We start from the raw sequence: 11,945 nt of genomic DNA on the forward strand, positions 1-11,945 counted from the left end.
AGACTGACCAGGACGTCGCACCCGGCGTCGACGCCGCGCTGGACCTGAGCCGCGAGATGCTGCGCCGGACGGCCTAGGCGCCACCGCCGGGCGCCGAGCCGCATCGGGAACGAGCGGCGCTTTCGCTGCTTCCGAAGCTGCGAGAGCGCCGTTCGTTCGTCAGCGCGCGGCCCGGCGCGCCGCGTACTCGGTCGGCCGGTCGATCCACGGCGCGTCGACCGGCCGCGGCGTGAACCGCCCGGCGACGACCTCGGCGGCCGCGAACACGCCCGCGACGCACGGGCCGTTCACCAGCGCGCCGGACAAGGCCCCGGCCACGAGGTCGTCGAGCGGCACCCGGCGGATCACCAGGTCGGCCTCCTCGTCGTCGCCCGCGGGCGGACGGTCCACCGATCGCAGGCCGCGGGCGAGGAACACGCGCACCGACTCGTCGGCGAAGCCCGGGCAGCCCGCGATGTCGACGAGCGTGGACCACTCGTCGGCCTCGACCCCGACCTCCTCGACGAGCTCACGCTTGGCCGCCTCGACCGGGTTCTCGCCCTGGCCGTCGAGCAGGCCCGCCGGCATCTCCCACAGCCGCCGCCCGAGCGCGGGACGGTACTGGTAGATCATGACGAGCCGGTCGTCCTCGTCGAGGGCGGCGACCGCGACGGCGCCGAAGTGCTCGACCTTCTCGCGCCCGGCGATCCGGCCGCCGGGCATCCGCACGTCGTCGCGCCGGAGCGCGAAGATCGGCCCCTCGTAGAGGGTCTCGCTGCCCACGATCGTGAAGGCGTGGGGCGGACGGCCGTCGTGGGGGTCGGCGAGCGAGTCGGGCGTGACGGGGGGTCGCGTCACGAGGACGCCGCCGCCGGGACGTCGACGCCGTCGACGCGCGCGTCGCCGTCGTTCCCGGAGCCGGCGTCGGAAATCAGGTCGCCGTTCGTCTCGAGGTCCAGGCGCTCCGAGGCGACGTGGCGCAGGGACGCGGCGACGAAGGCGCGGAACAGGGGGTGCGCGCGGGTGGGCCGGCTCTTGAGCTCCGGGTGCGCCTGGGTGCCGACGAAGAACGGGTGCTTCTCGCGCGGCAGCTCGACGAACTCGACCAGCGACCCGTCCGGCGACGTCCCCGAGATCACCAGGCCGGCCTCGACGAGACGGTCGCGGTAGGCGTTGTTGACCTCGTAGCGGTGGCGGTGGCGCTCGGTGACCTTCCCGGTGCCGTAGGCGGCGCGCACGACCGTCTCCGGGGCGAGCACCGCGGGCCAGGACCCCAGCCGCATGGTGCCGCCCATGTCGCGCTCGCCCGCGACGACGTCGTGCTGGCCGGCCATCGTCGAGATCACCGGGTGCGGCGTGCTCTCGTCGAACTCCGCGGAGTTCGCGCCCTCCAGTCCGGCCATGGACCGCGCGGCGTGGATGACCATGCACTGCAGGCCCAGGCACAGTCCGAGCGTCGGGATGCCGTTGCGGTGGGCGTGCGCCAGGGCGCCGAGCTTGCCCTCGATGCCACGGATGCCGAAGCCACCCGGGACCAGGACCCCGGAGACGCCCTTCAGCGCGGCCGCCGCACCCGCCGGCGTCTCGCACGAGTCGGACGGGACCCAGCGGACGGTGACGCGGGCGCGGTGCGCGAAGCCGCCGGCGCGGACCGCCTCGGTGACCGAGAGGTAGGCGTCGGGCAGGTCCACGTACTTGCCGACGATCGCGATCTCGACCGTCTCGGTGGGGTGGTGGACGCGGTCGAGCAGGTCGCCCCAGACCGTCCAGTCGACGTCGCGGAACGGCAGGCCGAGGCGACGGACGACGTAGGCGTCGAGACCCTCGCCGTGCAGGACCTTGGGGATGTCGTAGATCGACGGGGCGTCGGGGCAGGCGACGACCCCGTCCTCCTCGACGTCGCACATGAGGCTGATCTTGCGGGTCATGTCCTCGGGGATCGCACGGTCCGCGCGCAGCACCAGGCCGTCGGGCTGGATACCGATGTTGCGCAGCGCGGCCACCGAGTGCTGCGTGGGCTTGGTCTTCAGCTCGCCCGACGGCGCGAGGAACGGGACCAGCGAGACGTGCAGGAAGAAGCAGTTGTCCCGGCCGACCTCGTGGCGCAGCTGGCGGGCGGCCTCGAGGAACGGCAGCGACTCGATGTCGCCGACGGTGCCGCCGACCTCGGTGATGACGACGTCGGGCGCCGGGTCGGCGGTGCGCATCGCGAGCACGCGCGACTTGATCTCGTCGGTGATGTGCGGGATGACCTGCACGGTGTCGCCGAGGTACTCCCCGCGCCGCTCCTTGGCGATGACGGTCGAGTACACCTGACCGGTCGTCACGTTCGCGCGCGCCGAGAGGTCGCGGTCGAGGAAGCGCTCGTAGTGCCCGATGTCCAGGTCGGTCTCGGCGCCGTCCTCGGTGACGAAGACCTCGCCGTGCTGGAACGGGTTCATCGTGCCGGGATCGACGTTGAGGTACGGGTCGAGCTTCTGCATGGTCACCCGCAACCCGCGGGCGGTGAGCAGCTGGCCCAGGCTCGAGGCCGTCAGCCCCTTGCCGAGCGACGAGGCGACCCCGCCGGTGACGAACACGTGCTTGGTGGTGCGCGACGGCTGCACGGTCACACCCCCGGGTCGTGCGCGAGGGCCGTTCGAGCGATCCTCGGTCCAGGCAGTCCGCGATCCACGGGGCTCAATGCTAACCCCGTGTCGCCGCCCCGCCCGGGTGACCCCGTCCTACGGGGCCGGTGCCGTCCGCGGGGTGAACGTGCCGGCGACCGGGCCGTAGAGCCCGGTGCGCCCGTCGGCCTGCTCGCGTAGCGCGAGGATCGCCGCCACCTGCGACGACGGGCCCTCGAGCCCGTCGACGGTCGAGAGCCCGCTGCGCAGGGCGGAGTCGTTGCGGACGGCGGTGACGGCGCCGGACCCGGTGCGCCCGGCCAGCACCGCGCCGGCCCCGACACGATCCAGCTCGCCGGTCATGCGCGCCAGGGTGCTGTCACGGGCGGGATCGGTGCCGCCGCCGGCGACGACGAGCGCGAGCTCGGCCGGCGTCGGGTCGAGCGCGTCGGGCGCCTGCACGTACCCGGCCTGGCTCAGCGCCTGCAGCGCCGTCCGCGCCTCGGGCCCCGTGGTCTGCTCGTCCGTGCCGCCGGGGCGGGCGACGAGCAGCGACCCGAGCAGCGAGCCGGTGAGCGCCCCGGTGTCGGTGGTGGTCGGCAGCTGTGCCCCGGCCGGCAGGAGCCGCGGGACGAGCGCGCGAAGCGCGTCGGCCCGGTCGGGAGCCAGCGCGGCGTCGGTCAGCGCGAGCCGCCCGGTGACGCGTCCGCCGGCGCGGGTGACGAGATCGGAGACGGTGGCGACATCGGCCGGGTCGGCGCCGGGGGCGGCCACGACCGCGACGCCCCGGCCCAGGAGCACGCCCGCGACCGTCGACGGGGCGCCGGCCGCGACGAGGCGCTCGGTCGCCTGCAGGCGGGTGTCGACGGCGGCGCGGTCGCCGCGCAGGGCGACGACCTGGCCGGCGAGCTCGTCGCGATCGGTGGTGAGGGCGCCGAGCACGCGACCCGAGAGCGCCGAGGCGCCGAGGACGACGCCCAGGGCGAGCGCGAGCAGGATCGCCGCGATCGAGACGACGTGGTAGCGCAGCGACATCACCCCCCGCCCCCCTGGATCGCGGCCAGGACGGCGAGCCACCCCTCGCGCACGAGCATCACGATGGGCTCGGCGAGCCCGCTGGCCAGCAGCGCGGCGGCACCGACCGCCACCACGGCGAGCAGCAGGAGCAGCACCGCGCCGGTGGTGACCCGGTGACGGTGCAGCGACGCCACGGCCGCGCCGTCGACCAGCGTCGGCCCCAGCCGCAGCCGCGTCAGGACGGTCGAGGGGTTGCTGCCCGATCGGCCGCGGTCGAGGAAACCGGTGAGCGTGCCGTCGAACCCGCACGCCACCACGAGCGACGCCCCGTGGCGGTGCGCCAGGAGCAGCGCCATGTCCTCGGGGTTCGCCGACGACGGGAAGCCGACCGGGTCGATGCCGGCGTCCTGCAGCCGCGCGAGCCCCGCGATGTGCCCGTCGAGGTCGGCGGGGATGACCACGTCCACGGCCTTGCGGGCCAGCTCGGGGTCGATCTCCAGGGCGGTGCCGACCACCACGACCGGCGTGTGCCCGGCCTCGCGCAGCGCCTCGGCCCCGCTGCCGACGCCGACCAGGACCGGCCGTTCCTCGCGGATGAAGTGCTTGAGGCGCCGCAGCTCGGCGGCGCGGTCCGCGCCCGGCGCAACCACCAGCACCGTGCGGCCGTACACCGCGGTCTCGAGACCGGGGACCCCGACGCCGTCGAGCAGCATCGCCCGCTCGCGGGCCATGAACTCGGTGGTGTTCGCCGAGAACGCCTCGAGCTGCGAGGCCAGGCCCGAGCGGGCCTCGCTGAGCTGGTCGGCCACCGTGTCGGCGGTCTGGGAGAAGCCGCGGGCGACCTCCTCGTCGCCGAGGTAGACCCCGCCGTCGTGCAGTCGCACCGCAGTGCCGTCACGGACCCGGCGCAGCACGCCCTCGCCGACGTCGTCGACGAGCGCCACGCCGGCGTCGGTGAGGATCTCCGGACCGAGGTTCGGGTAGCGACCCGAGATCGACGGCGAGACGTTGACGACCCCGGCCACCCCGGCGTCGACGAGCGCGTGCGCCGTCGCGCGGTCCAGGTCGACCTGGTCGATCACCGCGACGTCGCCGCGGCCCACCCGGCGGAGCAGCTCCGGGGCGAGCGCGCCGCCCGAGCGTCCGCCGAGGCGCGCCGTGCCGACGACGCCGACCGGCGCGTCCTTGGTGCGTCCCCGTGGCCACTTCATGCCCGCCACCCCGCGCCACTGCCACGACCCATGCCTCCGATCGTCGCCGGAGGGGCCGGATGTGCGGCGCCGACGCGCCGGGCCGGGGCTCCGGGGTCACCCGGCCCGGCGACTCCGGCGGCCTCCACTACGCCGCGTGGCGGCACCGCGCTCGATCGGGGTGGGCGCCGCGCCGTCCCCGGCGCTCGACGCGCGGTCGGCCGCCGCGGCGGCGAGCAGCTCCTCGGCGTGGGCCCGCCCGGTCTCGGTCTCCTCGGTGCCCGCGAGCATGCGCGCGAGCTCGACCACGCGGTCCCCGTCGGCGAGCGTGCGGACCGCGCTGCGCGTCACGCCGTGCTCGTCGGTACCCGTGACGGCCTGCAGCCCGCCCTTGTCGACCACGAGGTGCCGGTCGGCGTACGCGGCCACCTGCGCGAGGTGGGTGACGACGACGACCTGGTGGGTGGCGGCCAGCCGCGCGAGGCGGCGCCCGACCTCCACCGCCGCGCGGCCGCCGACCCCGGCGTCGACCTCGTCGAACACCAGCGTCGGCGTGGTGTCGGCGCCGGCCAGCACGACCTCGACCGCGAGCATCACCCGCGAGAGCTCACCGCCCGAGGCGCCCTTGTGCACCGGCAGGGGCGGGGCGCCGGCGTGCGGGGTGAGCAGCAGCTCCACCTCGTCGACACCGTCGGGACCGGCCACCACACGGCGTCCGTCGACGTCGAGCGCCTGCGGGTCGGCGCCGGCGGCCTCCTTCACCCCGACCGCGAGCGCCACCGACGCCGCGCCCATGGCCAGGCCGTCGAGCTCGGCGGACACCGCGGCGCCGAAGCGGTCGGCGGCCTCGCGGCGGGCGGCCGACACCGTGGCGGCGTGCCCGGCGAGCTCGACCGCCAGCTGCTCGGCCTCGGCGGCCAGGGCGGCGAGCGCCTCGTCGGAGGTGTCGAGGCCGGCGAGACGCTCGCGCGCGGACGTCGCCCACTCCAGGACGCCGTCGACGTCGGCCGCGTACTTGCGCGTGAGGCTCTTGAGGGCGGCCTGGCGTTCCAGCACCTGCTCGAGACGCTGCGGGTCGGCCTCGAGGCGCGCGAGGTAGTCGGTGAGCTCCGCGGCGGCGTCCCCGAGCAGCGCGGCGGCCTCGGCCAGGCGCGGATCGAGCCCGGCGAGCGCCGGGTCGTCGCTGCCCTGGACGCGCCGGCGCGCCTCGCCCAGCAGCCCCACGGCGTCCGGCTCCTCCCCCACCCCGTCCGGCGGGCCCGCGAGCGCGGCGAGCGCCGCGGTGGCGGAGGCCCGGAGGTCGTCCGCGTCGGCGAGCCTGCGGGCCTCGGCGACGAGATCGGCGTCCTCGCCGGGCTGCGGGTCGACGGACTCGATCTCGGTGAGCCCGTGGCGCAGCATGTCCGACTCGCGGGTGAGCTCGCGCGCCTGCTCACGGCGCCGGGTCAGCTCGGTGGTCGCCGTGCGCCACGCCGTCCGCGTGCGGCGGTAGGCCGCCAGCGGCTCGGCGACGGCGGCGCCGGCGAAGCGGTCGAGCACGGCGCGCTGCTCGGAGGCGCGCAGGAGGCGCAGCGCCTCGTGCTGGCCGTGGACGGCGAGCGCGGCGTCGGTGACGTCGGAGAGCACGGCCATCGGCACCGAGCGACCGCCGAGGTGCGCCCGCGAGCGGCCGTCGGCCGAGACGGTGCGCGCGGCGATCAGGCTGCCGTCGTCGTCGAGCGCGGCGCCCGCGTCGGTGGCGAGCCGGACCGCGGAGCGGGGGGCGCCATCGTCGTCCGCCGGCCCGGACGCGTTCTCGGCCTCCTCGGCCTCCTCCGCCACCTCGTCCGGGGTGGGCAGCAGGAACCGCCCCTCCACCATGGCCCGCCCGGCGCCGCGACGGACACGCGAGGAGTCCGCACGGCCACCACCCAGGAGGTGCAACCCGGTGACCAGCATCGTCTTCCCGGCCCCGGTCTCCCCGGTGACCACGGTGAGGCCGGGGTGCAGATCGAGGGTGGCGTCCTCGATGACCCCGAGGGCCTGGATCCTCAGCTCGGCGAGCACGGGCCTCACGATAACCAGGGCCCCCGACGCCGCGGGGCCGAACACGCCGATCCGATCGAACACATGGTCGAACGGTCGGTGCCCGGCGGTCGACGGGCCACGCACCAGGGGAGGCGCTCAGTGCGTCCGGCCGCGCCAGCCCTGTACCGGGAGCCCGAACTTGCGGACCAGCCGGTCGGTGAACGGCTGGACGCGCAGCCGGGCGAGCAGAACGGGGTTGCGTCCGCGCGCGACCTCGACCCGCGAGCCCGGCGGCAGCTCGATGGTGCGGCGCCCGTCGCAGACGAGCACCCCTGCGTCGCCGCGGCCCGACACCTCCAGCGCCACCCGCGAGTCCGGCGAGACCACGAGCGGCCGGGCGAACAGCGCGTGCGCGTTGCTGGGCACCAGCAGCATCGCCTGGACCTCCGGCCACACCACCGGCCCGCCCGCGGAGAACGCGTACGCCGTGGAGCCCGTGGGCGTCGCGCAGAGCACGCCGTCGCACGCGAACTCCGACACCGGGCGCCCGTCGACCTCGAGCACGATGTCGAGCAGGCGCGCCCAGTTCATCTTCTCGACGATCGCCTCGTTGAGCGCCCAGGTCCGGCCGAGCTCGGTGCCGTTCTGGTGGGCGACGACGTCGACGGTCATGCGCTCCTCGACGCGGTAGGTGCGTCCGACGACCGCGTCGAGGACCTCGTCGAGGTCGTCGATGTCGGCCTCGGCGAGGAAGCCGACCCGCCCGAGGTTCACGCCGAGCATCGGCACCCGGGCGTGCCGGGCGAGCTCGGCCGCGCGCAGGAGCGTCCCGTCGCCGCCGAGCACCAGGACGATCTCCATGCCGAAGGCGGCGTCGGAGTCGGCATCGACCTTGCGCGGGCGCTGGGACTCGGGCAGCTCGTCGAACAGGCCCTCGTCGGTGGAGTACTCGTCCGGCAGCACCCGCAGCGCGAAGCCGGCCTCGGCCAGCCGGCGGGCGGCCTGGATCGCCACCTTGCGGGTCGCCTCGCGGCCGGTGTGCACCACCAGCAGCGCGTCGCGCGCCCCGTCCGGGGACGCGGTGTCCTGCGCGTGCGTCCGGCTCGCCGGCGCGGACGCGGCCCCGTCGACCCCCGTCACCGGCGCTCCTCCCGTCGTCCGCTCATGCCGGCCCCTGCTCGACGGCACGCCGCACGAGCGCCTCGTCGTCAGTCTGGGCGCTCGCCGCCTCGTCCGCTGGGTGATCGGCCGCCCGGCGCAGCCAGCAGAAGTACTCCACGTTGCCCGACGGCCCGGGCAGCGGGCTGGCCACGACGTCGCGCAGCGCGAGGCCTCGCGTGCGGGCCGCGGTCACCACGTCCAGCACGGCCGACGCGCGCAGCTCCGGGTCGCGGACGACACCGCCGGATCCCAGCCGCTCGCGGCCGACCTCGAACTGCGGCTTCACCATCGGCACCAGGTCCCCGCCCGGCACGGTGCACGCGACCAGGGCGTCGAGGACGAGGCCCAGGGAGATGAACGACAGGTCGGCGACGACGAGGTCCACCGGCCCGCCGATGTCCCCGGGGGTCAGCGACCGGACGTTCACGCGGTCGTGCACCGCGACCCGCGGGTCGATCTGCAGCGCCCACACCAGCTGCCCGTAGCCGACGTCGACGGCGACCACCTCGCGGGCGCCGCGCCGCAGGAGCACGTCGGTGAACCCGCCGGTCGACGCGCCGGCGTCGAGGCAGCGGCGGCCGTCGACGGCCAGGCCCTGCGGCGCGAACGCCTCCAGCGCGCCGAGCAGCTTCTGCGCACCCCGCGACGCCCAGCCCGGGTCGTCGACGTCGTCGCGCACGACCACGGCCGCGGCGGTCTCGACGGCCGTCGCCGGCTTCGTCGCGACCGAGCCGCCGACCGTCACCCGGCCGTCGGCGATGAGCCCGGCGGCGTGCTCCCGCGAGCGCGCGAGGCCGCGCCGGACGAGCTCCGCGTCGAGTCGCAGCCGGCGCGCGGTCGACCGGGCCACCGCGGTCAGGTCCGGTCCACGTCGGCCAGCACGGCGACCATCGCGTCGTGGACGGCCTCGAAGCGGGCGGCGTGCTCGGCCGCGTCGAACGCCTCGTCGGGGGCGTCGGCGGACGGGAGGGCACGCACGGCCCCGCGCAGGACCGCCAGCGGCCCGGCGTCGGCCGTGGTGGCGTCGCCGGGCTCGGTCATGGCGTGTCCTCCGACGTCGGGACGGTGGTCCTGTCGCCGTCCACGCTAACGCGTCACCCGGTGGCGAGCCCGAGGGTGCTGATCATCTTCTCGGCGCGGTCGTCGGCGGCGCGGACCTCGGCACCGCCGGCCGGCGCGTCCCACGCCACCCGGCACAGGGCCCGCAGGGCGCCGGCGGCGTCGTCGTCGGCGCCCGACGCGAGCACGACGACGCCGTCCTCACGGCTCGCCGTCCAGCCGCCGGTGTCGCCGTCGAGCACCCGGAAAGCGTCGAGCTCCCCGCCGAGGACCTGCAGGTCGGGGCCGAGGTAGGTCGGGCGCTGCTCGGGCGGCGCGCCGAGGACGTCGGCGGCCGTGGACACCCCGGTGAGGACGAGCAGGCTGTCGGCCTCGACGGCGTGCCCGCCGGCGATGTCGGTGTCGAGGCGGTCGCCGATCACCAGGGGACGCCGCGCCCCGGCGCGCTCGATGGCCTGGCGCAGCAGGGGCGCCGCCGGCTTGCCCGCCACCTCGGGCTCGCGACGGCACGCGGTGCGCAGCACGGCCACCATCGCCCCGTTGCCCGGCAGGAAGCCTCGCTCGTTGGGCAGCGTGGGGTCGACGTTGCAGGCCACCCAGTGCGCGCCTCGGTTCAGGGCGAGCGCCGCCTCGGCGAGGATGCGCCAGCCGGTGTCGGGCGAGTGGCCCTGCACCACCGCGACCGGCGCGTCCTCCTCGGATCGCACGGGCGTCAGCCCGACCAGACGGATCTCCTCGGCGAGCGCCTCCGCGCCGACGACGAGCACCGGCGCGCCGGGCTCGCAGTGCTCGGCGACGACCGCCGCCCCCGCCTGGGCGCTGGTCACGACGTCGCCGGACTCCAGCGTCAGGCCCAGCTCGCGCAGGTGCTCGGCCACCTCGTCGGGGCCGCGCGAGGCGTTGTTCGTGACGTAGGAGACGGTCGCGCCGCGGCGCGCGACCTCGAGGCTCTCGACGGCCCCGTCGATCGCGTCCGGGCCGCGGTAGACCGTGCCGTCGAGGTCGACGAGCAGCGCGTCGTACCCGCTCACGCCGTCGGCCCCGTCGTGTCGTCGTCAGGGTCGGTCTCGTCGGTCTCGTCGGTCTCGTCGGTCTCGTCGGTGTCGGCGATCCCGGGCTCGGCCTCCGCCGCGACAACACCCTCGCCGGCACCGAGCATGATCGCGCGCTCCTCGGCGTCCGTCTCGCCCTCGACGTCCGTGCCTGCGGCCTCGAGGAACGCCCGGATGGCGTCGTCGGTGCGGCCGGCGGCCTGGAGCGCCTCGGCGTAGGCGTAGAAGAGGCGCGGCACCCAGGGCTCGTCGCGCGACGCGTCGAGCTCGGGGACCTGCAGGCCGACGACGGCGGCGTCGGCCTCGCCGAGGTCGCGCCGCGCGCCGGAGACCACGATCAGCAGCTCGACGGCCTCCTCGGGCTCGAGGTCGCGGGCCTCGGGGCTGCGCGAGAGCTCGATCGCGCGCTCCGGGCGGCCCAGGGCACGCTCGGCGTCGGCCATGACCGGCAGGTGCCCGTCGCCGCCCATCCGCCGGCTCGCGCGCAGCTCGGAGAGCGCCTCGGCCCACTCGCCGGCGTGGTAGGCGGCGAGGCCCGACGCCTCGCGGACCATCGCGACCCGGCTCGCCCGGTGCCGTGCGAACCGCGCGTGGGCGAGCGCCGCCTCGGGCTCGTCGTCCACGAGCTCGCCCACCGCGACGAGGTGCCGCGCGACCAGGTCGGCCAGGTCCTTCGGGAGCCCGCGCAGGGCGCGGCGTGCCTCCTGGTCGAGGAGCTCGGGCGTGATGTCGTCCGGCAGCGGCGGCGCGACCGGACGCGGGGCGGCGTCCTGGTGGCGCTCGATCGGTGCCTGGACGTGCGCGGTCCGACGCGCGTCGGCGCCACCGCGACGCTCGGGGTCGGCCGCGCGCGGGTCGCGACGGCGGTCGTCGCGTCCGTCCCCGCGGGCGCCGGCCGGGCGTCCGCCCTGACGATCCTCGCGGGGGCGGTCGCTGCGGGGCCGGTCCCGGCGAGGACGGTCCTGGCCCGGACGGTCCCCCGAGGGACGGTCGTCCCGCCGGCGGTCGCCGCCACCGGTCGGCCGGTCCCCGCGAGGCCGGTCGCTCCGAGGACGGTCGTCACGCGGCCGATCGCCGGTCGGGCGCTCGCCGCGGGGACGGTCGGTACGGCCTCGATCGTCGCCGCGCGGCCGGTCGTCGCGGGGCCGGTCGTCACGCAGGCGGTCCGACGCCGGCCGATTGCTGCGAGGTCCGCCGCGGGGGCGGTCGTCACCCCGGTCGTCGGGTCGTCCACGAGAGTCGGGGCGGCCACCAGCGCGAGGGGCGCCGCCACCGTCGCGGGTGGAGCGTCCCCGGTCCGGGCCGCCGCCGGTCGGACGCCCACCGGAGCCGCCCGGGCCACGACGGGGTCCGCCGCGGGCACCGGGTGCGGCGTCGCCGGAGCGGCCGTTGTCGCGACCCCGGGGGCCGGGACCCCGGCCCTCTGACCGCTCGCTGTCGCGTCCCTCCGAACGACGGTCGGCGCCACCGCGAGAACGATCACCGCGACCCCCGCCGGGGCCGTCGCCACGTCCACCGCGGTCGTCGCGAGCAGGTCGGTCGCCGTTGCGGGGCCGACCGGTGCCGCCGCCCCTCGGCCCTCCCCGATCGCCGCCGGTGGGCGCCCGGCGAGGGCCACCCTGCCGGTCGTCCCGCGACGGGCCGGTGGCGCGACCCTGGCGGGGGCCGTCGTCGGCTCCGCGCGAGCCGGCCCCGTCCGACGCATCCGACGACATGGCGGGCCTCCTCAGGGCATGAAAAAGGGCAGGGCTCCAGCCGGAGTCCTGCCCATCATCAGTCTCGCTGTTCAGGGTTCCCTCCTCGCGAGGAGGAGAGGTGCGGGGGTGGTCGGGTGTTCCGGCGGTGTCCTACTCTCCCACGACCTGTCGGTCGCA

At 76.6% G+C, this 11,945-nt stretch carries 11 protein-coding genes; 1 reads left to right on the plus strand and 10 read right to left on the minus strand.

Annotated features, from left to right (window positions below; genetic code table 11):
* Positions 1-159 precede the first annotated feature (159 nt).
* The 10 genes from PH189_RS29345 to PH189_RS29390 form a co-directional block, all read right to left on the minus strand.
* Positions 160-837, minus strand: coding sequence for an NUDIX domain-containing protein (locus PH189_RS29345; protein ID WP_274192405.1), 678 nt, complete (start codon positions 835-837; stop codon positions 160-162).
* Positions 834-2,591, minus strand: coding sequence for a CTP synthase (locus PH189_RS29350; protein ID WP_274192406.1), 1,758 nt, complete (start codon positions 2,589-2,591; stop codon positions 834-836). Before PH189_RS29350 ends, PH189_RS29345 begins: the two co-directional genes overlap by 4 nt.
* Positions 2,592-2,702: 111 nt before the next feature.
* Entirely contained in the window at positions 2,703-3,620 is a 918-nt protein-coding gene (locus PH189_RS29355; RefSeq protein WP_274192407.1) for a copper transporter, read from the minus strand.
* Positions 3,620-4,813, minus strand: coding sequence for a putative cytokinetic ring protein SteA (gene steA, locus PH189_RS29360; RefSeq protein ID WP_274192408.1), 1,194 nt, complete (start codon positions 4,811-4,813; stop codon positions 3,620-3,622). Before steA ends, PH189_RS29355 begins: the two co-directional genes overlap by 1 nt.
* Before the next feature lie 96 nt (positions 4,814-4,909).
* Positions 4,910-6,838, minus strand: coding sequence for a DNA repair protein RecN (recN, locus tag PH189_RS29365; protein ID WP_274192409.1), 1,929 nt, complete (start codon positions 6,836-6,838; stop codon positions 4,910-4,912).
* Between the two features lie 117 nt (positions 6,839-6,955).
* Positions 6,956-7,852: an NAD kinase gene (locus PH189_RS29370; protein WP_274192417.1), complete on the minus strand. Its 897-nt coding sequence runs from the start codon at positions 7,850-7,852 to the stop codon at positions 6,956-6,958.
* 109 nt (positions 7,853-7,961) lie between these two features.
* A complete protein-coding gene (locus tag PH189_RS29375; RefSeq protein ID WP_274192410.1) occupies positions 7,962-8,810 on the minus strand; it encodes a TlyA family RNA methyltransferase in 849 nt (282 codons plus the stop codon).
* A gap of 5 nt (positions 8,811-8,815) precedes the next feature.
* The gene (locus PH189_RS29380; protein WP_274192411.1) at positions 8,816-9,001 is read right to left on the minus strand and encodes a hypothetical protein; all 186 of its coding nucleotides are present in this window, start codon (positions 8,999-9,001) and stop codon (positions 8,816-8,818) included.
* Between the two features lie 53 nt (positions 9,002-9,054).
* Entirely contained in the window at positions 9,055-10,050 is a 996-nt protein-coding gene (locus PH189_RS29385; protein ID WP_274192412.1) for an HAD-IIA family hydrolase, read from the minus strand.
* Complete coding sequence (locus PH189_RS29390) at positions 10,047-10,694, minus strand: tetratricopeptide repeat protein (protein ID WP_274192413.1); 648 nt, start codon at positions 10,692-10,694, stop codon at positions 10,047-10,049. The genes PH189_RS29385 and PH189_RS29390 overlap by 4 nt, the downstream gene beginning before the upstream one ends.
* Between PH189_RS29390 and PH189_RS29395 the strand changes: the two genes are divergently transcribed.
* On the plus strand, positions 10,662-11,498 hold the full coding sequence (locus tag PH189_RS29395; RefSeq protein ID WP_274192414.1) for a hypothetical protein: 837 nt from the start codon (positions 10,662-10,664) through the stop codon (positions 11,496-11,498). The two genes, PH189_RS29390 and PH189_RS29395, sit on opposite strands and share 33 nt — an antisense overlap.
* The last annotated feature ends 447 nt before the right edge of the window (positions 11,499-11,945 follow it).

The organism is Actinomycetospora chibensis, assembly GCF_028737215.1.
GTDB classification, from domain to species: Bacteria; Actinomycetota; Actinomycetes; order Mycobacteriales; family Pseudonocardiaceae; genus Actinomycetospora; species Actinomycetospora chibensis.